Source organism: Roseateles sp. GW821-FHT02E12, from assembly GCF_059421665.1.
Map to the genome: position 1 here is coordinate 62905 of NZ_JBWKVK010000004.1, position 25987 is coordinate 88891.

17 protein-coding genes are annotated in these 25987 nt (G+C 68.5%); 10 read left to right on the forward strand and 7 right to left on the reverse strand.

All coding sequences use genetic code 11. From position 1 onward, the window contains the following. Window positions 1–6 precede the first annotated feature (6 nt). The 4 genes from AC07V5_RS23195 to mutL form a co-directional block, all read right to left on the reverse strand. Window positions 7–891, reverse strand: a complete 885-nt coding sequence (locus AC07V5_RS23195; protein ID WP_495118089.1) for an SPFH domain-containing protein — start codon at window positions 889–891, stop codon at window positions 7–9. Between the two features lie 81 nt (window positions 892–972). Then, entirely contained in the window at window positions 973–1920 is a 948-nt protein-coding gene (gene miaA, locus AC07V5_RS23200) for a tRNA (adenosine(37)-N6)-dimethylallyltransferase MiaA (protein ID WP_495118090.1), read from the reverse strand. After that, window positions 1887–3254 carry a pseudouridine synthase gene (locus AC07V5_RS23205; RefSeq protein ID WP_495118091.1) on the reverse strand — a complete coding sequence of 456 codons (1368 nt, stop codon included), beginning with the start codon at window positions 3252–3254 and terminating at the stop codon, window positions 1887–1889. The genes miaA and AC07V5_RS23205 overlap by 34 nt, the downstream gene beginning before the upstream one ends. Before the next feature lie 9 nt (window positions 3255–3263). Next, the gene (gene mutL / locus AC07V5_RS23210; RefSeq protein ID WP_495118092.1) at window positions 3264–5105 is read right to left on the reverse strand and encodes a DNA mismatch repair endonuclease MutL; all 1842 of its coding nucleotides are present in this window, start codon (window positions 5103–5105) and stop codon (window positions 3264–3266) included. A gap of 57 nt (window positions 5106–5162) precedes the next feature. Here mutL and AC07V5_RS23215 point away from each other — a divergent pair, with 57 nt between their 5' ends. The 6 genes from AC07V5_RS23215 to AC07V5_RS23240 all read left to right on the forward strand — a co-directional run bounded on the left by AC07V5_RS23215 (window position 5163) and on the right by AC07V5_RS23240 (window position 20448). Further along, complete coding sequence (locus tag AC07V5_RS23215; RefSeq protein WP_495118093.1) at window positions 5163–5810, forward strand: DedA family protein; 648 nt, start codon at window positions 5163–5165, stop codon at window positions 5808–5810. A 63-nt stretch (window positions 5811–5873) separates the two neighbouring features. Next, on the forward strand, window positions 5874–9233 hold the full coding sequence (locus tag AC07V5_RS23220; protein WP_495118094.1) for a S41 family peptidase: 3360 nt from the start codon (window positions 5874–5876) through the stop codon (window positions 9231–9233). A gap of 47 nt (window positions 9234–9280) precedes the next feature. Further along, on the forward strand, window positions 9281–10603 hold the full coding sequence (locus tag AC07V5_RS23225) for a cache domain-containing protein (protein WP_495118095.1): 1323 nt from the start codon (window positions 9281–9283) through the stop codon (window positions 10601–10603). Continuing rightward, a complete protein-coding gene (locus AC07V5_RS23230) occupies window positions 10600–11226 on the forward strand; it encodes a response regulator transcription factor (RefSeq protein WP_495118096.1) in 627 nt (208 codons plus the stop codon). The genes AC07V5_RS23225 and AC07V5_RS23230 overlap by 4 nt, the downstream gene beginning before the upstream one ends. 463 nt (window positions 11227–11689) lie before the next feature. Then, the gene (locus AC07V5_RS23235; protein WP_495118786.1) at window positions 11690–17989 is read left to right on the forward strand and encodes a HAMP domain-containing protein; all 6300 of its coding nucleotides are present in this window, start codon (window positions 11690–11692) and stop codon (window positions 17987–17989) included. A gap of 5 nt (window positions 17990–17994) precedes the next feature. Beyond that, the gene (locus tag AC07V5_RS23240) at window positions 17995–20448 is read left to right on the forward strand and encodes a response regulator (RefSeq protein ID WP_495118097.1); all 2454 of its coding nucleotides are present in this window, start codon (window positions 17995–17997) and stop codon (window positions 20446–20448) included. Window positions 20449–20475: 27 nt separating this feature from the next. Here the strand turns inward: AC07V5_RS23240 and AC07V5_RS23245 are convergent, their stop codons facing one another. From AC07V5_RS23245 to AC07V5_RS23255, 3 genes are all read right to left on the reverse strand, one after another. Then, window positions 20476–20865 (reverse strand): hypothetical protein, encoded by a 390-nt coding sequence (locus AC07V5_RS23245; RefSeq protein WP_495118098.1) that lies wholly within the window; start codon window positions 20863–20865, stop codon window positions 20476–20478. 127 nt (window positions 20866–20992) lie between these two features. Next, entirely contained in the window at window positions 20993–22033 is a 1041-nt protein-coding gene (locus AC07V5_RS23250) for an alpha/beta fold hydrolase (RefSeq protein WP_495118099.1), read from the reverse strand. Window positions 22034–22088: 55 nt separating this feature from the next. Beyond that, window positions 22089–22412, reverse strand: a complete 324-nt coding sequence (locus AC07V5_RS23255; RefSeq protein WP_495118100.1) for a DUF2917 domain-containing protein — start codon at window positions 22410–22412, stop codon at window positions 22089–22091. Between the two features lie 250 nt (window positions 22413–22662). Between AC07V5_RS23255 and AC07V5_RS23260 the strand changes: the two genes are divergently transcribed. The 4 genes from AC07V5_RS23260 to AC07V5_RS23275 are packed head-to-tail and all read left to right on the forward strand — an operon-like array spanning window position 22663 to window position 25985. Beyond that, the gene (locus AC07V5_RS23260) at window positions 22663–24729 is read left to right on the forward strand and encodes a carbon starvation CstA family protein (RefSeq protein ID WP_495118101.1); all 2067 of its coding nucleotides are present in this window, start codon (window positions 22663–22665) and stop codon (window positions 24727–24729) included. Then, a complete protein-coding gene (locus AC07V5_RS23265; RefSeq protein ID WP_495118102.1) occupies window positions 24722–24922 on the forward strand; it encodes a YbdD/YjiX family protein in 201 nt (66 codons plus the stop codon). The genes AC07V5_RS23260 and AC07V5_RS23265 overlap by 8 nt, the downstream gene beginning before the upstream one ends. A gap of 21 nt (window positions 24923–24943) precedes the next feature. Further along, window positions 24944–25624, forward strand: coding sequence for a phytanoyl-CoA dioxygenase family protein (locus AC07V5_RS23270; protein ID WP_495118103.1), 681 nt, complete (start codon window positions 24944–24946; stop codon window positions 25622–25624). 10 nt (window positions 25625–25634) lie between these two features. After that, window positions 25635–25985 (forward strand): hypothetical protein, encoded by a 351-nt coding sequence (locus AC07V5_RS23275; protein ID WP_495118104.1) that lies wholly within the window; start codon window positions 25635–25637, stop codon window positions 25983–25985. Window positions 25986–25987 lie beyond the last annotated feature (2 nt).

Here is a 25987-nt window from a genome sequence, read left to right on the forward strand (position 1 = left end):
CCGCCGTCAGGTATAGAGCGTGCCGGTGTTGACCACCGGTTGCGTTTCACGGTCCGAGCACAGCACGACGAGCAGGTTGCTCACCATGGCCGCCTTGCGCTCGTCGTCCAGCACGACGATCTGGCGCTCGCTCAGGCCTTGCAGTGCCGTCTCCACCATCGTGACGGCGCCCTGCACGATCTTGCTGCGTGCGCCGATGATGGCCTCGGCCTGCTGGCGGCGCAGCATCACCTGGGCGATCTCGGGGGCATAGGCGAGGTGGCTGATCTTGGCGTCCAGCACATCGACGCCGGCATCGTCGAAGCGGGCCTGCAGCTCGGTGCGCAGGGCCTGCGCCACGGCGTCCTGGCCGCCGCGCAGCGTCACGCGGCCGGTGCCGACGTCGTCGGACTCGTCATAGGCGTAGCAGGCGGCCAGGTGGCGGATGGCGGCCTCGGCCTGCACGCGCACATAGGCCTCGTAGTCGTCCACCTGGAACAGGGCCTGCGCGGTGTCGCGCACCCGCCAGACGACGACGGCGGCGATCTCGATGGGGTTGCCGCGCTGGTCGTTGACCTTGAGCACCGGTGCGTTGAGGTTGCGGTCGCGCAGGGAGATGCGCTTCTTCAGCGACAGCGGGTTGGCCCAGCGCAGGCCGGCGCCGCGGTCGCTGCCGATGTAGGCGCCGAACAGCGTCAGCGCGGCGGCCTGGTTGGGATTGAGCATGTAGAGCCCGGCCATCGTGAACAGGCCCGCCAGGGCCATGGGAATGCCGTAAGCCGGCAGGCCTCGGGTCAGCGCGAACACGCCCAGGCCACCCAGCGCCAGGCCCACGGCGGCCATCAGATAGCCATTGCTTGCGCGGGCCGGTCGCTCGGTCACGATGGTGCGCGACGGGGAGTGGTTGAGCATGGTGAGACCTGTTTCAAAAGTGAATCAAAGTGATATCACTTTAGCGAGGCAACCGAGGCAATGCAAGCGGAGATTGCAGGCTCAGGCCAAAAGGCGCTGCAGGCCGGCCAGCAGCTCGGCAATGGGTTGCGGCCCATCGCAGGTGATGACGCGGCGCTGGGGCATGGCGCGCAGCCAGGTGATCTGGCGCTTGGCCAGCTGGCGGGTGGCGGCGATGCCGCGCTCTCGCAGGTCGGAGAAGTTGTCGGCGTCCAGCGCCTCCCAGGCCTGGCGGTACCCAACGCAGCGCATCGAGGGCAGCGCGAGGCTCAGGTCGCCGCGGGCGCGCAGTGTCTTGACCTCGTCGACGAGGCCGTGGGCCAGCATCGCGTCGAAGCGCTGCGCCAGCCGCTCGTGCAGCCAGGCGCGGTCGGTGGGTTCCAGCGAGAACAGGGGCCAGTCCACGCCTTCGTCGCGCGACGCGGCGTGCAGTGCGCTCAAGCGTTGGCCTGTCAGCCGGATGACCTCCAGCGCGCGCTGGATGCGCTGGCTGTCGTTGGGCGCAAGGCGGGCACCGGTCTCGGGGTCCAGCCGCGTGAGTTCGGCATGCATGGCCGGCCAGCCGCGCTCGGCGGCCTCGGCGTCTATGGCCGCGCGCAGCTCGGCATCGGCCTGCGGCAGCGTCGAGAGGCCGTCGAACAGGGCCCTGAAGTACAGCATCGTGCCGCCCACCAGCAGCGGCAGCCGGCCGCGCGCGGTGATCTCCGCGGCCAGCCGCTTGGCGTCGCGCACGAACTCGGCGGCCGAGTAGCTGTCCAGCGGGTCGAGGATGTCGATCAGGTGGTGCGGCGCCGCTGCCAGCTCGGCCGCCGTGGGTTTGGCGGTGCCGATGTCCATGCCGCGGTAGACCAGCGCCGAGTCGACGCTGATGATCTCGACCGGCAGCACCTCGGCGATGGCGAGAGCCGCTGCCGTCTTGCCGCAACCAGTCGGGCCGGCCAAGCAGACCGGAGTGTTCAGAATTTTTCCCACGGCGCCAGGTAGCGCCATTGCCCCACCGGCAGATGGCCGAGAGGAATGCGGCCGATGCGCACGCGCTTCAGGCCAACGACCTTGAGGCCGACCAGCTCGCACATGCGGCGGATTTGGCGCTTCTTGCCCTCGCGCAGCACAAAGCGCAGCTGATGCTCGTTCTGCCAGCTGACCTTGGCGGGCTTCAGCTCCTCGCCATCCAGCTCCAGGCCGTGGTTGAGCAGCGCCAGCTTGTTGTTGGACAGCGCCTCGTTGGGCAGCGTGCCTTCGGGCACCGGGTCGGCGCCGGGCAGCCCGATGAACTCGACGCGCACCAGGTATTCCTTCTCCACGTCGGAGTCATCGCCGATCAACACGCGGGCGATGCGGCCGTCCTGCGTCAGCACGAGCAGGCCCGTCGAGTCGATGTCCAGCCGGCCAGCGGGTGCCAGGTTGCGGTGGTGGCCGGCGTTGGGCTTGATGCCGGAGGCGTCGTCCGTCCAGCGGTTCTCAGGCTGGAAGAGCACGACCGCCGGCTCGTAGCCGTCCTCGGCCTGGCCCGACACGTAGCCGATGGGCTTGTGCAGCAGCACGGTGACGAGCTGGGCCTGCTGGTTGCGGGCGGCGGGGTCGATGTCGATCTGCACGTCGGGGCCGACGCGCTGGCCCAGCACGGCGACCTTGCCATTGACGCGCACCCAGCCGGCGGCGATCCATTCATCGGCTTCGCGGCGCGACGCGAGCTTGAGCTCGCCCATGCGCTTGGACAGGCGCTCGCCGTCCTCCGGTGCCACCTCGCGGGCCGGGTTGTGGCGCTGCTGCGGCCGGCTCGGCGGCTCGAAATTGGGGCCGCGGTTGGCAACGCGGCGTTGGTCGACGCGGGGCGGTCGGTCCGTGGGGGGGCGTTCGTCCGGCCTGGCGCGCGGACCGCGCTCCGGGCGTTGCGGTGCATCGCCGCGCTGCTGTGGCCCACGCTCATCGGGTCGGGCACGCGGGCCACGTTCCGGGCGCTGTGGCGCGTCGCCACGGTACTGCGGTGGGCGCTCGTCCGGCCGTGCGCGTGGGCCACGCTCAGGGCGTTGCGGCGCATCACCGCGCGGCGGCTGCGGGCGGTCGGGCTTGAAGCCGGTCGGCTTCGGGCGGGCCGGGCGCTCATCACGCTGGCCGTCGCGTTGGGGCGCGGGCCGCTCGTTGCGTTGTTGCTGGGCCTGCTGGAAAGCGGCCTCGCGCTCGGCCCGTTCGGCTTGCGCCTTGGCCAGCGAGGGGCGGGGTTTGGAGACGCCTTTGCCTCGCACCGGCGCGCGCTTCTCGCCCTCGGCGTTGCGGGTCTTGGCGGCGGGCTTGGGTTTGCCCTTGAGGGTGATGGTGGCCATCGGGTTCTTTCAGCGTCCGCGCAGGAAAAGGGCGTCCAGCTCGCGCATGTCGAGCTGGCGCCAGGTGGGGCGGCCGTGGTTGCACTGGTCGGCCCGCTCGGTGGCTTCCATGTCGCGCAGCAGGGCGTTCATCTCGTCGATATTGAGCTGGCGGTTGGCGCGCACGGCGCCGTGGCAGGCCATGGTGGCCAGGATTTCGTGTTGGGCACGCTCGAGCACCGAGCTGGCGTCGAACTGCGCCATCTCGGCCAGCAGCTCGCGGGTCAGCGCGACGAGGTCGCTGGCGGCGAGCAGGGCGGGGCGGGAGCGCACGGCCAGCGTGCGGGCGGACAGCGGCGCGACGTCCAGCCCGAGCTTGGCCAGCGTTTCCGCATGCTGCTCGGCGGCAGCGACTTCCTCGGCCGTGGCGGCAAAGCTGATCGGGATCAGCAGCGGCTGGCTCTCGATCTGCGTCGCACCGAGCCTGGCCTTCAGGCGCTCGTAGACGACGCGCTCGTGGGCCGCGTGCATGTCGACGATCACCAGGCCCTGGCGGTTCTCGGCCAGGATGTAGACGCCCTGGATCTGCGCGATGGCGCGGCCCAGCGGCCAGTCTTCGTCGGGCAGCTTGAGGATGGGCATCACCGGCGCGGCTGCCGAAGGCGCGGGTGCCTCGCTGGGCTCCCACAACGCCTCGTGCTGCACCAGGGACAGCCGGACCTGCTCGGCCGTCGGCGGCACCGGTGCCACAAAGGGCTGATAGGCCGGGCGCGGCTCGGCGACGTAGAGCGTGGCCGGCATCGTCGGCTCGAAGGCCAGCGGCGCCATGGCTGACTCGACGCCGGCGGCGTCCGCGCGGGACTGGGCCAGCGCGTCGATGAAGGTGCGGCGCACGCTTTGGTGGATGGCGCGGCCGTCGCGGAAGCGCACCTCGATCTTGGTCGGGTGCACGTTCACGTCGACGAGCTCGGGCGCGATCTCGATGAAGAGCACGTAGCTGGGCTGGCGCTGGCCGTGCAGCACGTCTTCGTACGCCGAGCGGATGGCGTGGCTGATGAGCTTGTCGCGCACATGGCGGCCGTTGACCCACACGTATTGCTGGTCGGCCCGCGAGCGTGCGGCTTCGGGCAGGCCGGCGCGGCCGGTGAGGGCCATCGGGCCGAAGCTGTGCTCGAAGGGGCGGCTCTCGGCGACGAAGTCCGCGCCCAGCGCGTCGCTGATGCGCTGCTCGGCGGAGGCCGCTCGCCATTGGTCGACGAGCTTGCCCTCGTGCCAGATCGCAAAGCCCACGTCGGGCCGCGCCAGCGCATGGCGGCGCACCGCTTCCACGCAGTGGGCCAGCTCGGTGGCGTCGGTCTTCAGGAACTTGCGGCGGGCGGGCGTGGCGAAGAACAGCTCGCGCACCTCGACGCTGGTGCCGCGCGAACGGGCGGCGGCCGACAGCTCGCCGCTGCGGGCGTCCAGCCGGTGGGCGTGGGCGGCATCGGCCGTGCGGCTGGCGATGGACATCTCCGAGACGGAAGCTATCGCCGCCAAGGCCTCGCCACGGAAGCCCATGGTCGCGACCGATTCCAGTTCGTTCAGCGAGGCGATCTTGCTGGTGGCGTGGCGCTTGAGCGCCAGCGGCAGCTGGGCGACGGGGATGCCGCAGCCATCGTCCTCGACGACGATGCCGCGCACGCCGCCGGCCATCAGCTTGACGAGCACGTTGCGGGCGCCGGCGTCCATCGCGTTGTCCACCAGCTCGCGCACCACCGAAGCCGGGCGCTCGACGACCTCGCCGGCAGCGATCTGGCTGATCAGCTCGTCGGGCAGTTCGCGGATGGCGCGGGGGGCGGGGACCTCGGGTGAGGAAGGGAGAGGCGAATCCATCAGCCGGATTATCGGCGTCCCCTGGATGTCATCGAGGCGTCGGGATAATGCACCGCCATGGACCTGCTTCACTTCCTCATCGACTTCATCCTGCACGTCGACCGGCATCTGGCCGACTTCGTCATGGCCTACGGTGCCTGGGTCTACGCGCTGCTCTTCGTGATCATCTTCGTGGAGACCGGCGTCGTCGTGATGCCCTTCCTGCCGGGCGACTCGCTGCTCTTCGTCGTCGGCGCGATGTGCGGCGTGGGGCTGATGGACCTGGGCCTGTCCATGGCGCTGCTGACGGCCGCGGCCATCCTGGGCAACCAGTGCAACTACACCATCGGCCGGCACTTCGGGCCACGCGTGTTCCAGTGGGAAAGCTCGCGGTTCTTCAACAAGGCGGCGTTCGACAAGGCGCATGCCTTCTACGAGAAATACGGCGGCCTCACGCTGATCGCGGCGCGCTTCATGCCCTTTTTGCGCACCTTTGCGCCGTTCGTGGCCGGCGTGGCGCAGATGACGCGGCGCAAGTTCACCTTCTACGACGTGACCGGCGGCGCGCTGTGGGTCTGCGGCATCACCGTCATCGGCTATCTGTTCGGCAACGTGCCCTGGGTGAAGGCCAATCTGGACAAGATCATCTGGGCCATGATCCTCATCCCCGGCCTGGTGGTCATCGGCGGCGGCATCAAGAGCCGCTTCAAGCGCCAGCCGGGCTGACTTTCGGGCGGGCACTCGGGAGCGCCTAGAGTCGCGGGTTTTGCGACTCTGTCGGAGATCCCGATGTTCCTGCCCCGTACTGCCCTTGCATTGGCCTGCGCCTGGATGACCTCCGGCCTGGCTTTGGCGGCCGAACCGACGCTCATGCTGCGTCAACCTGCTGCTTCCAAGGACCACCTGGCCTTCGTCTACGCCGGTGACCTGTGGCTGGCCGACCGCTCCGGTGCCAACGCCCGCCGCCTGACCAGCCACGCGGCCAGTGAGTTCGCGCCGCGCTTTTCGCCCGACGGCAAGAGCATCGCCTTCTCGGCCAGCTACGACGGCAATACCGACGTCTACGTCATCGGACTGGACGGCAGCGCCCCTAAGCGCCTGACCTGGCATCCGAGCGCAGACGTCGTCAGCGGCTGGAGCCCCGACGGAAAGCGCGTGTTGTTCGCCTCGCCGCGCGAGGTGCTGAACAACCGCAGCAACCAGCTCTACGAGGTCAGCGTGGATGGCGGCTACGAGCGCCAGGTCATGAAGGCTGTGGCCTGGGAGGGAGCCTGGTCGGCCGACGGCAAGCAGCTGGCCTACCGCCCCTACAACGCCGCCTATGCCGGCGTGAGCGGCTGGCGCCAGAGCCGCGGTGGCTCGACGCCGCCGGTCTGGGTCATGGACATGGCCTCCCAGCGCTGGCAGGAGATCCCTCACGTCAACGCGAGCGACTCGGCACCCGTCTGGGCCGGCAATGAGGTGGTGTTCATCTCCGACCGCGCGGACGGCGCGGCCAACCTGTTTGCCTTCAACCCGGCCACCAAGCAGCTGCGCCAGCTGACGCGCGAAACGCAGTGGGACGTGCGCGGCGTCGACGCCGTGGGCACGACGCTGGTCTACGAGGCGGGTGGGCGCATCAAGCAGATCGAGCTGGCCGGTGGCGAGCCACGCGTGCTCGACATCCAGCTCGCCAGCATCGCGCCCCAGGCCCGCCCGCAGTGGAAGGACGCCGGCAGGACGCTCACGCATGCGCAGCTCTCCAGCACCGGCAAGCGCGTGGTGGTGAGCGCGCGTGGCGAGGTGTTCACCGTGCCGGTCAAGGACGGCAGCGTGCGCAACCTGACCGAGACCCCCGGCGTGCGCGAGAAGGATGCGCTGTGGAGCCCCGACGGCCAGCGCGTGGCCTACCTGTCCGACGCACCGGGCATGCGCCATGAACTCGTGCTGCAGGCCCAGACCGGCCTGGGCGCCAAGGAACGCTTCCTGCTGCCCAAGGACGGCTATTTCGCGCTGATGGACTGGGCGCCGGACGGCAACCAGCTCGTGCTGCAGGACAACCACCTCAACTTGTACCGGCTGAGCCTGGCGGCGGGCGCTCAACGCGGCCAGCTCGTCAAGATCGCCACCGACGTGCGCCGCTTCGGCGCAGACGGCTATGCCGTGTCCTTCTCGCCGGACAGCCGCTGGCTGGCCTACACGACCTCGGGCGACAACTACTTCGGCCGCATCGTGCTGCACGAGCTGGCGACCGGCCGCAACCATGCCGTGACCGACGGCCTGGCCCACGCCGGCAACCCGACGTTCTCCGCCAAGGGCGACTACCTCTACTTCACGGCCTCCATCAACTCCGGGCCGAGCCAGGTTGGGCTGGATCTGTCCACCCAGGAGCGCCCGCGCCGCGCAGGCCTCTACGCCGTGGTGCTGGCCGCTGACGGCAAGTCGCCGCTCGCGCCGAAGGCGGGTGATGAGGAGGGCAAGAAGGACGACAAGAAGGACGAGCCCAAAAAGGACGAGAAGAAAGACGACAAGAAGGCCGACGACAAGAAGGACGACAAGAAAGCTGACGCGAAGAAGGATGAAAAGAAGCCCGAGCCCGTCAAGCCGATCAAGGTCGACCTGGACGGCCTGGCCGACCGCGTCGTCGCCCTGCCGGTGGCGGAGCGCAACTACGACAACCTCGTGGTGGGCAGCGATGGCGCACTGTTCTACCTGCAGCGCCCGCAACCGGGTGCCAGCAACGAGCTGCCTCAGGCCGAGCGCCGGGCGACGGCCGAGCTGTACCGTTTCGACTTCGAGGAGCGCAAGCCCAAGCTGCTGAAGTCCGGCGTGGCCGAGTTCTCGGCCAGCGAAGACCACAAGAAGCTGCTGCTGACCGTGGCCGGCGGCAAGCTGGAAATCGGCGACGCGACCGACAAGTACGAAGGCAAGCCCGTGGACCTGTCGGGCCTGCGCGCCCGCGTCGACCCCAAGGCCGAGTGGAAGCAGATCTTCGACGAGGCCTGGTGGATGGAGAAGGAGTTCTTCTACGACCCCGCCATGCACGGGCTGAACTGGCAGGCCGTCTACGACCGCTACCTGCCGCAGCTGGCCCATGTGCAGCGCCGCGAAGACCTGAACGACCTGCTGGTGCAGATGATTGGCGAGCTGCAGGTAGGCCACAACCGCACCGGCGGTGGCGACGTGCACCAGGAGGCGCCCGTTGCCGTGGGCCTGCTGGGCGCGGACTTCGCCGTGGAGCAGGGCCGCTACAAGATCGCCAAGCTCTACGCCGGCGACCGCCTCAGCCCCAGCCTGCGCTCGCCGCTGACCGTGGCCGGCCTGGGCGTGAAGGAAGGCGACTTCATCCTCGCCATCGGCGGCCATGAGCTGGACGACAAAGCCAACCTCTATGCGTTGCTGGAGAACACCGTCGGCAAGCAGGTGGTGCTGAGCGTCGCCCACGACGCAGCCGGCAAGGGCCGCCGCGACATCACGGTCGAGCCCATCGCCAACGAGAGCCTGCTGCGCCGCTGGGCCTGGATCGACGGCAACCGCAAGAAGGTGGAGCAGAAGAGTGGCGGCAAGATCGCCTACGTCTACATGCCTGACACCGCGGGCCAGGGCTTCGAGCACTTCAACCGCATGTTCTTCGCGCAGATCGACAAGCAGGCGTTGATCGTCGACGACCGCAAGAATGGCGGCGGCCAGGCGGCCAACTACGTGACGGAGCTGCTGTCGCGGCCCTACCTGGGCAGCTGGAAGGACCGTGACGGCCTGGTCTTCGACACGCCGGGCGGCGCCATCTACGGCCCGAAGGCCATGCTGATCGACCAGGACGCCGGCTCGGGTGGCGACTTCATGCCCTACGCCTTCAAGCGCGTGGGCCTGGGGCCGCTGATCGGCAAGCGCACTTGGGGTGGCCTGATCGGCATCTCGGCCAACCCGCCGCTGACCGATGGTGGCTTCCTGACCGTGCCGTTCTTCCGCTTCTACACGCCGGAAGGCGAATGGCGCATCGAGAACGAGGGCGTGTCGCCGGACATCGACGTCGAACTCGACCCGGCCGCCGTCAACCGCGGTGACGACACCCAGCTCGACGCGGCGATTGCCGATGTGCTGAAGCGCCTGGAAGGCTGGAAGCCCATCCAGCGCAAGGCGGCACCAGCAGCGGCAGCTCTGGGGCGCTGATCGTGAAGGCCTGGGCGTCCCTGTCTCTGCGGGGGCGCCTTTTTCTTTTGGCCCTGCTGCCACTGCTGGCATCGCTCGCGCTGATCGCGCTGGCCGTGCGCCAGCAGGAAAGCGAACTGGCGGCGCGCGAGCATGCCCTGGTGCGCGCCAGCTACATGGACGCGCGGCGCACCGAGCTCAGGCATTACGTTGACCTCGCCGTCAGCACCATCAAGCCCCTGCTGGGCCAGCCGGGCGGGCGGGAGAGGGCGCTGGCCATCCTGTCCTCGCTGGACTACGGCCCCGACGGCTATTTCTTCGTCTACTCGCTGGATGGCCGCGTGCTGATGCACTCGCGCCAAGCCGAGCTCGTCGGCCAGAACCTGTGGGGTCTGCGAGATCCGAAGGGCCGGCCAACCATCCAGCAGCTCATTGCCCAGGCCAAGGCCGGTGGCGGCTACGTCGAGTACCTCTGGCGCAAGCCGTCCAGCAGCCTGCTGGCGCCCAAGCTCGGCTACGTGGTTGCGGTGCCGGAGTGGGACTGGATGCTGGGCACGGGGCTGTACCTGGACGGCATCGAGGCAACGATGGCCGAGCTGGAGCGCGGCGCGCGCCAGAACATCACGGCCACCATGCTGTGGGTCGGTGCCGTCGCCGTCTTCGGTGTGGCCCTCATCAGCGCCGGCGCCCTGGCACTCAACCTCAGCGAGCACCGCAGCGCCGAGGCCAAGCTGCGCGCATTGGCGCGCGAGGTGGTGCAGAGCCAGGAGGACGAGCGCGCGCGGCTGGCCCGCGAACTGCACGACGGCGTCAGCCAGGCGTTGGTGGCCACCAAGCTGCTGATCGAGTCGGCGCAGTCCGAACCCGCCGCGGCCACGCGGCTGCAGGAGCTGGCGCTCAAGCGCCTGAACAGCACGCTGTCCGAGGTGCGCCACCTGTCCCACGCGCTGCGGCCCGCGCTGCTGGACACCCTGGGCCTGCCGGCAGCGCTGCAGCATCTGGCGGGCGAGTTCGACGTGGGCGGTGGCACGCATTTCCACGCGAGCGTGGAGGGCGAGGAGGTCGGCTTGCCAGAGGCTGTGAACACGGCGCTGTTCCGCATCGCGCAGGAGGCGTTGAACAACGCCGCCCGCCATGCCCACGCGACGACCGTGGCCGTCGTGCTGCGCTTCGAGCGCAACGGCGGCCTGGCACTGGAAATCAACGACGACGGCCAGGGCTTCGATGCCGAGGCGGCGCAGGCCGTGGCGGACCAGGGCCTGGGCCTGCGCAGCATGCGCGAGCGGGCGGTGGCACTGGGTGCGCGGCTGAGCCTGATCACCTCGCCAGGCCTGGGCAGCCGGCTCAAGGTCACACTAGCGGCTGCCGACCTTGCCCGTGCCGCCGCATGACCACAGCCCCCATCCGCATCCTGCTCGTCGACGACCACCCGATGGTGCGCGAGGGCCTCGTCGCACGCCTGGCGGCGGTGCCGCGCTTCGCAGTCGTCGGTGAAGCCGGCAGCCGGGCCGAGGCGCTGGAGCAGCTGGTGCGCACGGCACCGGACGTGGTGCTGATGGACGTCGGCTTGAAGGACGGCAACGGCATCACGCTGGGTGCGGAGATGCTGGCTGCGAGGCCGTCCATCAAGCTGCTGATGTTCAGCATGTACGACAACCCCGAGTACGTGCAGCGCGCGCTGACCGCCGGTGCGCGCGGTTATGTGCTGAAGGACGCGCCGGCGACCGAGATCGTGTCGGCCATCGACGCGGTGGCGGCGGGTGGCACCTTCCTGAGCGCGGATGTGTCGGGCCGGCTGTTCCGCGGCCAGGCGCCTAAGCCCGTGCTGACGCCGCGCGAGAGCGAGATCCTCGGCAAGCTGGGGCAGGGTGCGTCAAGCAAGCAGATCGCCCGCGAACTGGACTTGTCGGTGCGCACCGTCGAGGCTCACCGCCAGAGCATCAAGCGCAAGCTGGAGCTGGACGGGCAGGCGGAGTTGATCCGTTATGCGGTGGAGCACGCTCGCGAAACCTGATTGAAATGACTCGCGCAGTCGAACGCGAGCGGCCCGAAAAATGGGCTTGATCCCCCTAGGTTGGCATGCTAGAAGCGGGCACTTTTTCGCCCGCCGGATCAATGGTTTGAAATGACCCGTGCGCAGGGGGCGAAACTCACTCCTAGTTTCTGGATCGGGCGGGCTCATGAGTGTCGACATTGCGCAGCAACCTCGGAAAAAGCGCGTGAGCCCCAAGGCGGCGCAGGCCGATGCGACGGAGGCCGGGCCTGAGCTGAGTGCGCTGCGTTCGCGCCAGGTTCTGGCGGCACTGTCCGCGCTGCGCGATGGCGATTTCTCCGTGCGCCTGCCCAACAGCTGGGACGGTGTCGACGGCCAGATCGCGTCCGCCTTCAACCAGATCACCGCGCAAGAGGCACGCATCGCCACCGAGGTGGCGCGGCTCTCCGCAACCGTCGGCAAGGAAGGGCGGCTCAAGCACCGCATGTCGCTGCCGGGCTCGCTGGGCGGTTGGGCTACGAAGGTGGAGTCGATCAACGCGCTGATGGATGACCTCGTGCGGCCTACCGCCGAGATCGCGCGCACGATCGGCGCCGTGGCCAAGGGGGACCTCGGCCAGGCGATGGAGCTGGAGGTGGACGGCCGCGAGTTGAAGGGCGAGTTCCTGCGCTCGGCCCGCCTCGTCAACACCATGATCGAGCAGCTGTCGGTTTTCACGAGTGAAGTGACTCGCGTCGCGCGTGAAGTGGGCACCGAGGGCAAGCTGGGCGGCCAGGCGCAGGTGAAGGGTGTGTCGGGCGTCTGGAAGGATCTGACGGACTCGGTCAACCAGATGGCCGGCAACCTGACGGCCCAGGTTCGCAACATCGCGGACGTGACCATCGCCGTGGCCAACGGCGACCTGTCCAAGAAGATCACCGTGGACGTACGCGGTGAGATCCTCCAGCTGAAGGAAGCCACCAACACGATGGTGGATCAGCTGCGCTCGTTTGCCTCCGAAGTGACTCGCGTGGCCCGCGAGGTGGGCACCGACGGGCGACTGGGTGGCCAGGCCGTCGTGCCCGGTGTGGCGGGCACCTGGAAGGACCTGACCGACTCGGTCAACGCGATGGCCACCAACCTGACGGCCCAGGTGCGCAACATCGCCACCGTGACGACGGCCGTCGCGCGTGGCGACTTGAGCCGCAAGATCACGGTGGACGTGAAGGGCGAGATCCTGGAGCTGAAGGAAACCATCAACACGATGGTGGACCAGCTCAACGGCTTCTCGTCCGAAGTGACCCGCGTGGCGCGTGAGGTGGGCACCGAAGGCAAGCTCGGCGGCCAGGCCGCGGTGCCCGGCGTGGCCGGCACCTGGAAGGACCTGACCGACAACGTCAACTCGATGGCAAGCAATCTGACCAACCAGGTGCGCAACATCGCCGACGTGGCGACGGCCGTGGCCAGCGGCGACCTCTCCAAAAAGATCACCGTGGAGGTCAAGGGCGAGATCCTGGCGCTGAAGAACACGATGAACACGATGGTGGACCAGCTCAACGGCTTTGCCGGCGAGGTGAGCCGCGTGGCGCGCGAGGTGGGCACGGACGGCAAGCTGGGCGGCCAAGCCCAGGTGCCCGGTGTGGCCGGCACCTGGAAGGACCTGACCGACAACGTCAACTTCATGGCGTCCAACCTGACCGGCCAGGTGCGCAACATCGCCGAGGTGACCACCGCCGTGGCCAACGGCGACCTGTCCAAGAAGATCACCGTGGACGTGCGCGGCGAGATCTCGGAGTTGAAGAACACCATCAACACGATGGTGGACCAGCTGAGTGGCTTCGCGTCCGAAGTGACGCGCGTGGCCCGCGAGGTGGGCACGGACGGCAAGCTCGGCGGCCAGGCCCAGGGCCGCGGCGTGGCCGGCATCTGGAAGGACCTGACCGACTCCGTCAACGCGATGGCGACCAACCTGACGGCCCAGGTGCGCAACATCGCCGACGTGACGACGGCCGTGGCCAACGGCGACCTGTCCAAGAAGATCACCGTGGACGTGCGCGGCGAGATCCTGGAGCTGAAGAACACCATCAACACGATGGTGGACCAGCTCAACGGCTTTGCCGGCGAGGTGAGCCGTGTGGCGCGCGAGGTGGGCACGGAAGGCAAGCTCGGCGGCCAGGCCGCCGTGCCCGGCGTGGCCGGCACGTGGAAGGACCTGACCGACAACGTCAACTCGATGGCGTCCAACCTGACCGGCCAGGTGCGAAACATCGCGGACGTGGCGACGGCGGTGGCCGGCGGCGACCTGTCCAAGAAGATCACGGTGGACGTGAAGGGCGAGATCCTGGAGCTGAAGAACACCTTGAACACGATGGTGGACCAGCTCAACGGCTTCGCCTCCGAGGTGAGCCGCGTGGCGCGCGAGGTGGGCACGGACGGCAAGCTCGGCGGCCAGGCCGCGGTGCCCGGCGTGGCCGGCACCTGGAAGGACCTGACCGACAACGTCAACTTCATGGCCTCCAACCTGACGGGCCAGGTGCGCAACATCGCCGAGGTGACGACGGCCGTCGCGCGCGGCGACCTGTCGCGCAAGATCACGGTGGACGTGCGCGGCGAAATCCTCGAGTTGAAGAACACCATCAACACGATGGTGGACCAGCTCAACGGTTTCGCCTCCGAGGTGACGCGGGTGGCGCGCGAGGTGGGCACGGACGGCAAGCTCGGCGGCCAGGCCGTCGTGCCCGGCGTGGCCGGCACCTGGAAGGACCTGACGGACAACGTCAACTCCATGGCCTCCAACCTGACGGGCCAGGTGCGCAACATCGCCGACGTCGCGACCGCCATCGCGCGTGGCGACCTCAGCCGCAAGATCACCGTGGACGTGCGCGGCGAGATCCTGCAGCTGAAAGAAACCATGAACACCATGGTCGAGCAGCTCGGTGCCTTCGCGTCCGAAGTGAGCCGCGTGGCCCGCGAGGTGGGTACCGAAGGCAAGCTCGGTGGCCAGGCCCAGGTGCCGGGCGTGGCCGGTACCTGGAAGGACCTGACCGACAACGTCAACTCGATGGCGAGCAACCTGACCAACCAGGTGCGCAACATCGCCGAGGTGACCATCGCGGTGGCCAACGGCGACCTGTCCAAGAAGATCACCGTGGACGTGCGCGGCGAGATCCTGCAGCTCAAGGAAACCATCAACACGATGGTGGAGCAGTTGCGCTCCTTCGCTTCGGAAGTGACGCGCGTGGCCCGCGAGGTGGGCACCGAAGGGCGGCTGGGTGTGCAGGCCGTCGTGCCGGGCGTGGCCGGCACCTGGAAGGACCTGACCGACTCGGTCAACACCATGGGCGCCAACCTGACCGCCCAGGTGCGCAACATCGCCGAGGTGACGACGGCCGTGGCGCGCGGCGACCTGAACCGCAAGATCACGGTGGACGTCAGCGGCGAAATCCTGGAGCTGAAGAACACCATCAACACGATGGTGGACCAGCTCAACGCCTTCGCCGGGGAAGTGACCCGCGTGGCCCGCGAGGTGGGTACCGAGGGCAAGCTCGGCGGCCAGGCCACCGTGGCCGGCGTGGGCGGCACGTGGAAGGACCTGACCGACAACGTCAACTTCATGGCCTCCAACCTGACCGAGCAGGTGCGCGGCATCGTGAAGGTCGTGACGGCGGTGGCCAACGGCAACCTGACGCAGCGCCTGACCGTGCAGGCCAAGGGCGAGGTGGCGGCGCTGGCCGACACCATCAACAACATGACCGACACGCTGGCCACCTTCGCCGAGCAGGTGACCAATGTGGCCCGCGAAGTGGGCGTGGACGGGCGCCTGGGCGGCCAGGCCCACGTGCCGGGCGCCTCCGGTACCTGGAAGGACCTGACCGGTAACGTGAACCTGCTGGCCGCCAACCTGACGACGCAGGTGCGCGCCATCGCCGAGGTGGCCACGGCCGTGACCAAGGGCGACCTGACACGCGCCATCCAGGTGGAGGCCAAGGGCGAGGTATCCGAGCTCAAGGACAACATCAACACGATGATTTCCAACCTGCGCGAGACGACCGAGCGCAATCGCGAGCAGGACTGGTTGAAGACCAACCTCGCCAAGTTCACCGGCATGCTGCAGGGCCAACGCGAGCTGCAGACCGTCAGCCAGATGCTGCTGACCGAGCTGGCGCCGCTGGTGCAGGCCCACCAGGGCACGATCTATCACGTGGCTGGTGCGCAGGGTGGCAACCGCCAGCAGCTGCACCTGCTGGCGAGCTACGCCCAGTCTGGCGCCGTGCGGCTGGCGCAAAGCATCGAACTGGGCGAAGGCCTGGTGGGCCAGTGCGCACTGGAGAAGCGCAGCACCCTGCTGGCCGACATCGCGTCCGACTTCGTGGCCATCTCCTCCAGCCTCGGCTACGCGCCGCGCGTCAGCGTCATCGTGCTGCCGGTGCTGTTCGAGGGCCAGACCAAGGCGGTCATCGAGCTGGCCACGCTGCAGCCCTTCAGCAGCGCTTCGCTGGCCTTCCTGGAGCTGTTGACGCAGAGCATCGGTGCGGTGTTCAACACCATCGAGGCGACGATGCGCACCGAGTCGCTGCTGTCGCAGTCGCAGCAGCTGACGGTGGAGCTGCAGTCGCGCCAGAGCGAATTGCAGGAAACCAACGAGCAGCTCGGCACCAAGGCCCGCCTGCTGGCCGAGCAGAACGAGGAAGTGGAGCGCAAGAACGCCGAGGTCGAGCAGGCCCGCCATGCGCTGGAAGACAAGGCGGCCGAGCTGGCGCTGACGTCCAAGTACAAGTCCGAGTTCCTGGCCAACATGTCGCACGAGCTGCGCACGCCGCTGAACTCCATCCTGATCCTGAGCCAGCAGCTGGCCGGCAACAACGACGGCAACCTGTCGACCAAGCAGGTCGAGTTCTCGCGCAACATCAACTCGTCGGGCTCCGACCTGCTGCACCTGATCAACGACATCCTGGACTTGTCGAAGATCGAGTCGGGCACGGTCACGGTGGAGATCGAGGACATCTCGTTTGCCTCGCTGCGCGACAACATCGAGCGCAACTTCCGCCAGGTGGCCGAGGCCAAGAACCTGCCGCTGCGGCTGATGTTTGCCGACGACCTACCGCGCAGCATGGAGAGCGACGCCAAGCGCCTGCAGCAGATCCTGAAGAACCTGCTGTCCAACGCCGTCAAGTTCACGGCGCATGGCCATGTGGAGCTGCGCGTCAGCCTCGCCAACGAGGGCTGGAGCACGGAGCACCCGGTGCTGACCAAGGCCCAGCAGGTGCTGGCCTTTGCGGTGGAGGACACCGGCATCGGCGTGGCACCCGAGAAGCAGCGCCTGATCTTCGAGGCCTTCCAGCAGGCAGACGCCGGCACCTCGCGCAAGTACGGCGGCACGGGCCTGGGCCTGGCCATCAGCCGCGAGCTGGCGGCGCTGCTGGGCGGCGAGATCCGGCTGTCCAGCGTGCACGGCCATGGCAGCACCTTCACGCTCTTCCTGCCGCTGCAGTTCGCCGGTGCGGACAGCGCCCGCATGGCGCCGCAGCTGCCCGAACACGCCCGCCTGCCTGCCGCCCCGCCGCGCGGCACGCTGCCGCTGGTGCGCGAGACCCAGGTGCCCGATGACCGCGAGAACATCGTCGACGGCGAGTCGGTGTTGCTCATCATCGAGGACGACCCCCACTTCGCCCGCATCGTGCTGGGCCTGGCGCGCGACCGCGGCTTCAAGGGCCTGGTGGCGCTCAAGGGCGCCCAGGGGCTGGAGCTGGCAAGGCGCTTCAGGCCCACGGCCGTGTCGCTGGACATCTTCCTGCCCGACATGCTGGGCTGGACGGTGCTGAACCAGCTCAAGCTCGACCCGCTGACCCGCCACATCCCCGTGCAGATCTTCAGCGTCGCCGAGGAGGACCGCAACCACGGCCTGGCGCACGGCGCGTTCAGCTACGTCGTGAAGTCGTCCACCAGCGAGGAGATGGAGGCGGCGCTGGACCGCATCCGCGACTTCACCGTGCCGCGCACCAAGCGGCTGCTCGTCATCGAGGACAACGAGATCGAGCGCCAGGCCATCGTCGAGCTGCTGGGCCACGACGACATCGAGATGCAGGCCGTGGGCACCGGCGGCGAGGCGCTGCAGGTGCTGCGCGAGCAGGCCGTCGACTGCATCGTGCTGGACTTGCGCCTGCCCGACGTCAGTGGCTTCGGGCTGCTGGAGAAGCTGCACGCCGACCCGGCGCTGGCTGCCGTACCGGTCGTCGTCTTCACCGGCAAGGACCTTTCCGGTGCCGAGCAGAAGCAGCTGCGCGCACTGGCCAAGAGCGTGGTGCTGAAGGATGTGCAAAGCCCCGAGCGGCTGCTGGACGAGACGGCGCTCTTCCTGCACCGCGTGGTGACCGAGCTGCCGCAGGACAAGCAGGAGATCCTGCAGCGCCTGCACGGCGCCGCCGAGATGCTGCACGGGCGCCGCGTGCTGGTGGTGGACGACGACGCCCGCAACATCTTTGCGCTGACCACGCTGCTGGAGAACCAGGAGATGCAGGTGCTGACGGCCACCAGCGGCCGCACCGCCATCGAGATCATCCGGCACACGCCCGATCTCGACCTCGTGCTGATGGACATCATGATGCCGGACATGGACGGCTACGAGACCATGCGCGAGATCCGCTCCCACGCCGAGTTCCGCAACCTGCCCATCCTGGCGCTGACGGCCAAGGCCATGAAGGGTGACCGCGAGAAATGCCTGGAGGCCGGCGCCAGCGACTACATCTCCAAGCCTGTCAACACAGCGCAGCTGCTGTCGCTGATGCGCGTGTGGCTCTACCGGTGATGGCGATGCCCACGACCGAGGTTCTGCAGCAGGCAACGGGCGCGGATGAGCTCACCAACATCCTGATCGTCGACGACGAGCCTGCCAACCTGCTGGTGCTGGAGAGCGTGCTCGCCGACCCGGGCTATCGCATCGTGCGTGCGCTGTCCGCCGACCAGGCGCTGCTGGCGCTGATGAACCATGAGTTCGCCGTCATGGTGCTGGACATCCAGCTGCCCGACATGAACGGCATCGAGCTGGCGCAGATGATCAAGGAGCGCAAGCGCAACGCCCACCTGCCCATCATCTTCCTGACCGCGTATTTCGATCAGGACCAGCACCGCCTGCAGGGCTATGGCTCGGGCGCCGTCGACTATCTGCACAAGCCGGTGAATCCGTCCGTGCTGCGATCCAAAGTGGCCGTGTTCGCCGAGCTGGACCGCAAGACCCGCGAGATCAAGCGCGCCAACCTGGCGCTGCGCGCCGAGGTGGAGGAGCGCCGCCGCGCCGAGGAGCTGCTGCGCGAGCTCAACGAGACGCTGGAGCGCCGCGTTACCGAGCGGACCGAGGCCTTCCAGAACGCCGACCGCCGCCTGCGGGCCGTGATGAGCAGCATCACCGACGGGCTGCTCCTCGTCGAGCGCGACGGGCGCATCGGCTATGTCAACGAGCAGGGCGCGCGCTTGCTGGGCCGCCGCGCCGACGAGCTGACCGGCCGGCAACGCGCCGAGGTGTTCGGCGCCGAATTCGAGACCGGCTTCGAGAGTGCCGTCGCCAAAGGCCAGGCCGTGTCCTTCGAGGCCATGGCGCCCGGCATGCCCGAGCGCTGGCTGCAGTGGCATTGCTATCCCTCCCACGACGGCCTGTCCGTGTACTTCCACGACATCACCGACCGCCGTGAGCTGCAGCTGCGCCGCGAGCAACTGCTGGCCGCCGAGCAGGCCGCGCGCGGTGCCGCCGACCATGCGGCCCGCGCCAAGGAGGAATTCGTCGCCGCCATCAGCCACGAGCTGCGCACGCCGCTGGCCGCCATCCTCGGCTGGGTCAATGTGCTGACGCATCCGGGTGTGCAGCCGGGCATGCAGCAACGCGGCATCCAGGCCATCGCGCGCAATGCCCAGGCCCAGGCCGTTCTCGTCGACGACCTGCTGGAGATGAGCCGCATCATTGCCGGCAAGCAGCTGATGAACGTCGAGCGCGTGGACCTGAACGGCATCGTCACCGGTGCCGCGGACAACGCCCGCCCGACGGCTCAATCCCGGCAGCTGGAGATCGTGCTGCACCTCACGCCCGAAGCGGCCGAGGTGTTCGGCGATGCGCGCCGGCTCACGCAGGTGGTCATGAACCTCGTCACCAACGCGATGAAGTTCACGTCCGCGGGCGGCAGCGTCACGCTGGCAACCGCGGTGCGTGGCGAGGTTGTGGAGCTGGATGTGAGCGACACCGGCCAGGGTATCGAGCCCCAGTTCCTGCCGCGCCTCTTCGACCGCTTCACGCAGGCCGACGATGGCGCCTCCAGCATGCATGGAGGCCTGGGGCTGGGCTTGTCCATCGTGAAGAACCTGGTCGAGATGCATGGTGGAGAGGTGTCGGCCCACAGCGCCGGGCCGGGGCGCGGCTCGGTGTTCAGCGTGCGCCTGCCGCTTGCCGGCCACGCGGAGCACGGCCTGGCCCCTGGCGACGCCGAAGGCGCCGAGCCGGCCATCGAGGGCCTGCGGGTGCTGCTCGTGGACGATCACGCCGATGTGCTGGAAGCGCACGCGCGCCTGCTCTCGGAACGCGGCGCCGAAGTCGTCACGGCCGAATCGGCCGAAGCCGCCATCGGCCTGCTGCGTGAGCAGCGCTTCGATGTGCTGTTGAGCGATCTCGGTATGCCGGGCATGGACGGCTATGACCTGATCCGCCACCTGCGCCAGGAGCTTCAGCTCGGTCCGGACGTGCTGCCCGCCGCCGCCGTCACGGCCTACGTGCGCGCCGCTGACCGCGACGCGGCGCTCGACGCCGGCTTTCAGCGTTGCCTGCCCAAGGCGGTGTCGCCGCGCCTGCTGGCCCGCACCGTCGCCGAGCTCGCACTGGCCCGCCAGCCTGCCGCTGCGCCACCGGTCGAGGCGGCGCCGTTGCTGCGCACGCTATTTGTCGAGGACAACGCGGAACTGCGCGAGCAGATCGGCTACTTGCTCGAAGAGGAGCGGCTGGAACTCGTCGCTTGCGCCACCGCCGAAGAGGCGCTGCAGGTTTACGCGCCGGGTAAGTTCGACCTCGTCGTGACCGACGTCAGCCTGCCGCGCATGTCGGGCGTGGACCTGGCCCGCGCCATCCTGCGCAGCACGCCCGAGGCTTGGGTGTTCTTTTCCTCGGGCTATCCGATGGGCTCGGATCTGTCGGACTTTGGGCCGAACGTGCGCGCGCTGCTCAAGCCCTTCCAGCTGCAGGACCTGCAGATCCTGGTGGGCGAGGTGAGGGCGCAGCTGAAAAAGTAACTGGCGCCCGAAGGCGCCAGAAGGTTCTCAACGACCGCGGTGGGGGCCGTAGTCGCCGCGATCACCGCGATCGCCATCCCAGCGGTCGTGGCGCTCATGGCGTTCATGCCCGCGGCGCGAATCCCAGCGGTCGTCGCGGCCGTCCCAGCGGCGGTCGCGGTAGGACGCTTCGTACACCACCCGCGGCGGCGGGGCGTAGTAGACGTCGCGCTGCACGTAACGGGGTGCCGGCGCGTAAACCACGGGCGGCGGGGCGTAGTAAACCGGTGCCGGCTCCTGCACGTAATAGCGGGGTGCGTCAACGACGACTGGCAGCGGCAGGTTGATGCCGATGGACCAGTGCGTGCCGGCCTGGGCGGCGCTGGCGCCGAGCAGCGTGGCGGTGGTGACGACGGCGGCAAGGATGGGACGAAGCATTTGGACCTCCTACGAGACCGGAATAGCCGGCCTGCGATGACTGAACAACGCCCGGCAGACGCCGCCGTTGACGATCAGAGCCGGCTATTCGTAAGCGGGTGTTGATGCGCGGCGCCTCAGCGGCGGCCTACATCGCCTCGTCCAGCAAGCCTTCCTGCCCGGCCCGGTGGACTGCTTCGGCGCGGTTGGCACAGTTCAGCGCGCGGAGTGCCAGCGCCACGTGCATTTCGACGGTGCGTGGGCTCAGGCCGAGTTCGCGGGCGACCTGCTTGTCCGTCATGCCGTGGGCCACGAGACCCAGGATCTGGGTCTGGCGCCGGCTCAGGCGCGGCTTGTCGGGGCGGCCGCCGCCCAGGAACTCCACGGTCTCGGCAATGAAGGTGCGGCCGGCGTTCTGGCCGGCCGGGAGGATGTGGCTGTCGCTGTCCAGCACCACAAAGCGCGCACCCGGTATCCAGGCCACCAGCTTGCGGCCCTGCTCCAGTGTGACCATCTGGTCGTCGCGCGCATGGAACACCAGTGTGGGGCATTGCACCAGCGCGCACTCCGCCTTCACGTCGATGCCGTAGTTGGAGCGCAGGTGGCGCTCGGCGAGGTCGGGCGTCATGGAAAGGCGCATGCGCTCGCTGACGAGATGCCGCGCGGCCGCGTCGGCCGCGGCCCCGCCCATCAGTTGCGTCAGGAAGATCTGCCGGAAAGGCGATCGCTCCTGCGCCCAGCCCTGGCGCGCGGTGGCCAGCAGCAGCTTGGCCTCTTCCATCAGGTGCGGCGGCGTGCTGGGCGCGCTGAAATAGGCCCGCGCAAAGCCGTTGACGAGCACCAGCGCCGTCACGCGCTCCGGGTGCCTGGCGGCGTAGGCAATGGCCAGCGGCGCACCGCAGGAGATGCCCAGCAGCGCCACGGGTTCAGGCGCCATGGCGTCCATGACCGTCTCGAAGTCGGCAAGCAGGGTGTTGAAGTCGAACGGCGGCACCTCGCGTGTGGAGAGCCCGCAGCCGCGCGGGTCGTAACGAACGAGGGTGTGGTGGCGCCCCAGGGCTTCCAGCGTGGACCAGGTGTCCGGCTCCCGCAGCTCGCACTCGAGGTGGCTGACCCAGGTGCCGGCCCGCACGAGCTTGGGGCCGCTGCCCGTGAGGGCGCAGGCGAGGGTCACACGGTCTGGGGTCACGCAGAAGCGCAGATCCTGGCTAGGTTCCACTGGCTGACCCTGAGACGGCGACGATTCATGCATCTTGCGCGCTCGCCACCGGGTCGGCAATCAGAAGTTCGCTTTCTTCCAGCGCCTGCACCAGCACGGGGGCGCCGGGGCTTTGCTCGAAGACGTCGCCCGGGTTCAACACCAGGTCGGCCGTGCAGCCATCGCGGGTGATCCAGACGCAGCCGCGCAGCACGTGAAGCCACAGCCGCCGGTTCTCCAGCGTCAGCATGGCGTTGTGCGGCAGGGTGCGCTGGTCCGGCTGCATCACGAGGCCGGCAGGTTGCGGGCGCGTGGACCGCGGGAGGCCGAACTGGAGGATGAAGCGGGGAAGGGCGGCGGCGAGGGTCATGGACGGCTCCTTGGGGATGGAGCCAGTCTGGTTGCCCAGCCGGAAATGCCGCAGTCGGCGTACTACGGTACGGGCGGGCGGCGACTACGGTATGGCTACCGTAGTGCGCGTGCTCATTCCGGGTTGACCCTTAGGTGTTGCCGCGCGGCCGGGCCGCGTGGCTTGACCGATGCCATGTGGTGCATGTTTTCCGAGACTTGCACCACGGTCGCGCCGCGCGTCGAGGTGTGCACCGCAACGGAGACAAACCATGTCGAATCTGCGTCGTCACCTCGCCTGGGCGGGTGTCGCGATCCTGGGTGCTGTATCGCTTGCCACTGTGGCCTTGAGCCGTGGCGAGACGATCAGCGCGCTATGGGTCGTGGCTGCCGCGCTGTGCACCTACCTCATCGCCTACCGCTACTACAGCCTGTTCATCGCCGACAAGGTGCTGGGGCTGGACGCCAAGCGGCAAACGCCGGCGTGGAAGTACAACGACGGGCTGGACTACGTGCCCACCAACAAGCACGTGCTCTACGGCCACCACTTCGCCGCGATTGCCGGCGCCGGCCCGCTGGTGGGCCCCGTGCTGGCGGCGCAGATGGGCTATCTGCCAGGCCTGCTGTGGATCCTGGCCGGCGTCGTCTTCGCCGGTGCGGTGCAGGACTTCATCGTGCTGTTCATCTCCACGCGCCGCGATGGCCGGTCGCTGGGCGACCTCGTCAAGCAGGAGATGGGCACGGTGCCGGGGCTGATCGCGCTGTTCGGCGCGTTCATGATCATGATCATCATCCTCGCGGTGCTGGCGCTGATCGTCGTGAAGGCGCTGGCCGATTCGCCCTGGGGCCTGTTCACGGTCGCGGCGACGATTCCCGTCGCGCTGTTCATGGGCGTCTACCTGCGCTTCATCCGCCCGGGTCGCATCGGCGAGGTGTCGGTCATCGGCTTCGTGCTGCTGATGGCGGCCATCTTCGGCGGCCAGGCGGTCAGCGAGAGCGCCACGCTGGCGCCCCTGTTCACGCTCGCGCCCACCACGCTGGTCTGGCTGCTGATCGGCTACGGCTTCGTCGCCGCCTGCATCCCGGTCTGGCTGCTGCTGGCGCCGCGCGACTACCTCAGCACCTTCCTGAAGATCGGCACCATCATCGCGTTGGCCATCGGCATCGTCGTCGTGGCGCCGCCGCTGAAGATGCCGGCGCTGACGCAGTTCGCCGCCGGTGGCGGGCCGGTCTGGGCGGGCAACCTGTTCCCCTTCCTGTTCATCACCATCGCCTGCGGCGCGGTGTCGGGCTTCCATGCGCTGATCTCGTCGGGCACCACGCCCAAGCTGCTGGAGAACGAGACCCACGCCCGCTACATCGGCTACGGCGGCATGCTGGCCGAGAGCTTCGTCGCGGTGATGGCGCTGGTGGCGGCCTCGTGCATCGAGCCGGGCGTCTACTTCGCGATGAACAGCCCGGCTGCCGTCGTCGGGAAGGACGCCGCCACGGTGGCGCAGACGCTGTCGACCTGGGGCTTCGTCGTCACCCCCGAGATGCTGACGCAGGCCGCGGCCGACGTCGGCGAGAAAACCATCCTGGCCCGTGCCGGCGGCGCACCGACGCTGGCCGTGGGCATGGCCGAGATCCTGCACCAGGTGGTGGGCGGCAAGGCGCTGATGGCCTTCTGGTACCACTTCGCCATCCTGTTCGAGGCGCTCTTCATCCTCACCGCCGTGGACGCCGGCACGCGCGCCGGCCGCTTCATGCTGCAGGACTTGCTGGGCAGCTTCGTGCCGTCCATGAAGCGCACCGAGAGCTGGGTTGCCAACTTCATCGCCACGGGCCTGTGCGTGGCCACCTGGGGCTACTTCCTCTACCAGGGCGTCGTCGACCCGCTGGGCGGCATCAACACGCTGTGGCCGCTGTTCGGCATCGGCAACCAGATGCTGGCCGCCGTCGCGCTGATGCTCGGCACCGTCGTCATCTTCAAGATGAAGAAGGATCGCTACGCCTGGGTCACCATCGTGCCGGCCGCCTGGCTGCTGGTGTGCACGATGACGGCCGGCTGGCTGAAGATCTTCTCGGCCGATCCCAAGCTCGGCTTCCTGGCCCACGCCGACAAGTACGCCACGGCGATTGCCGAGGGCAAGGTGCTGGCACCGGCCAAGACGCTGGCGGCGATGGAGCGCGTCGTCTTCAATGACCGGCTGGACGCGGCGCTTTGCGTGCTCTTCATGGGCGTCGTCATCAGCGTGCTGATCTACAGCGTCAAGACCATCCTGGCCGCGCGCAACACGGCCAAGGTCACGACGACCGAAACCGCCTTCGTGCTGCTGCCGGCGAGCCAACGTGCTTGAGCGTGGCGACCTCGCTCGCGCGGGGCGCTACCTCACCCAGGGCCTGCGCCTGATGGTGGGTGTGCCGGATTACGGCACCTACCTGGCCCACCACCAGGCAACGCATCCGGAGCGGCCAGCCATGAGCTACGAGGAGTTCTTCAGGGAGAGGCAGGCGGCGCGCTACAGCGCGCGTGTCGGGAAGTGCTGCTGACTGAGCGGTATAAGGCCGGCCATGCCGGTTCTGAACGACAACGCCTTGCCTGAAGGCTTTCGCCTTCTCCCTGGCCTGCTGGCGCCCGAGCGGCGGCAGGCTGTCATTGCCCAACTCGCCACGCTGCGAACCGGCGCGGCGGGGCAGCGCGAGCTGCTGGAGCAGGGCTGGTGCCAGGCGCTGGCGCGGTGGCTGCTGGACTTGCCGCAGTTGCGCGCCGTGCTGCCGGGCGATGCCGTCGCGGTGCAGTGCACGCTGTTCGAGAAGTCGCCCGAGCGCAACTGGCTGGTCACGCCGCATCAGGACCTTGCGATTCCCGTTGCGGAACGTGTCGAGCACCCGGCACTGAGCGGCTGGTCGGTCAAGGGTGGCCGCCATTTCGTGCTTGCGCCTGTTGAGGTGCTGGCGCAGATGGTGGCGCTAAGGGTGCATCTGGACGACGCGACTGAAGCCGATGGCGGGCTGCGTTTTGTGCCGGGCTCGCACAGAGGCGGAGTGCTCGATGATGCCGGTGTGCTGCAATGGCGCGAGCGCGTCGGCGAGGTCTCGGTGGATGCCCTGGCAGGGGATGGGTTGCTGATGCGACCACTGGTGTTGCACGCGTCGTCAAAGGCGTCGGCTCATGGTCACAGGCGGGTGCTGCACTTCCTGTTCGGCCCGCCGGCGTTGCTGCACGGCCTGCGCTGGCATTGGGCCATCTAGCATGCCACCCATGCATGCGCTTCAGGGGTGGCGGTCCCGCTACGGCGATCTGATTGCAGGCCTGGCCTGTAGCTGGGTCGTCATAGGCGCCTGTTACTTCGGCCTCTCGTCTTGCGGCAACTACGTCTGGAAGACAGATGCTTTTCACTACGGGGCAGGGACGCTCACCTTGGTTGCCGTGGTGTTGCCGGGCCGCTGGTTGAAGGCTCTGCCGCGGCGAATGCTGTTTCCGGTACTGCTGTGGGCGGTTTACGCGGTCATCGAATCGGCCGTTGCGCCGTTTTACCCTGCGGCGCCGGCGACCTGGCATGAATACGCACAGGACTTCATGAGCGTGTTGAGGTTCGGTCCCTGCCGCTGAAG